The sequence below is a fragment of the Carboxydocella sporoproducens DSM 16521 genome, assembly GCF_900167165.1.
Lineage (GTDB): Bacteria > Bacillota.
In genome coordinates, this window is the sequence record NZ_FUXM01000081.1 from 1 (window position 1) to 1,272 (window position 1,272).

The 1,272-nt window shown below is 33.8% G+C and carries 1 protein-coding gene; it reads left to right on the forward strand.

Annotated features, from left to right (window positions below; genetic code table 11):
- Window positions 1-106: 106 nt before the first annotated feature.
- The coding region (locus B5D20_RS14235) for a histidine kinase dimerization/phospho-acceptor domain-containing protein (RefSeq protein ID WP_278308395.1) at window positions 107-1,272 on the forward strand (1,166 nt) is incomplete at its 3' end.

The following is a 1,272-nucleotide window of genomic DNA, read 5'->3' on the forward strand; positions in this document are numbered from 1 at the left end:
GCTCATGGCGGTCAAATCCGGATAGATAGCCATCCTGGCCGGACGCTGGTGGAATTTTCACTGCCAGTGCAGTAAAAAATTTAGAACCTGATGGAGGCAATTTTTTATGAAATTGGCCTGGCATGCGAAGTTATATATTTATTTAGTTTTTTTTATCGGAATATATATCTTATTTTACAATATATTCTCATATCCATTAAAAATAGATTTTCTCTTTATGTTAATACTTATGTCATTGGCTTTAACTTCTTATTTTGGCGAAATAACTATTAGGTATTCGTTCAATTTTTCAAGTATTTGGAATGCACCAGTTTATTTCCATTATGGTTTTGGCCCACTTTTTCTTATTGTCTTTCTAGAAACAGTAATTGAAAGTATTTATTATAAAAAAGCAAATATTAAGATGTTATTTAATATTGGTCAGCTTTTGATTGCAAATTGGGGGGCACATCAGTTATATCAGATAAGCAAAGATTATTTATCGAATAACTTTTTCATTCATTTTATTTACTTTTTCCTGACTTTTGTTATTTTAAATACTCTATTGCTTGCTTCTATTTTCAAACTAGCTGACATGTATACTAATAAATTGATTCTTGAAATATTATTTTTATATTCAATTTCACTTCCTATTTATGGCATAGTTTTTGCCGCTTTTTATACAAATCCCTTACAAACAGTAATTCTCGTCCCAACTGTACTTTATTTTATTAGGGGTCAAATAACTAGAAAACTGAAAATGTCTTTTGATGATGATAAATTGGAAAATGAGCTGTATATCTATTCCCGTCAATATCTCTTTAACTACTTTAATCAAGACAACAGTCTGACCTTTCCCTTTTGGCTGACACTTATTGAATATACCCAACATGCCGAATTTAAAAATATAAGTGATTTCGCTATTTATCTGCGCAACCTGTGTGGTCCCCAGCTCTTTTGCCGTTATACAACTAATCGTATTTTAATTATCAGTCATTCCCCTTTATCAGAACGGCTGCATGCAGCTCAGATTCCTTTCACTAATGTAAAAATTGAAAACAACAGTTTTAATCTTGAATCCCTTTTAACTGATCTTGAACAAAAACTAAACCAGGTTACCAGAAAATCCGCCAAACAACGGGAAATTGCTCTCAGCAATTCAGTGCGCCTGGCCACCATCGGGCAGCTGGCTGCTGGTCTGGCCCATGAAATTCGCAACCCCCTTACTGCTGTTAAAGGCTTTCTACAGCTTTATAGCCTGGGCAACAAACTGGATACTGAAACTATACAGCT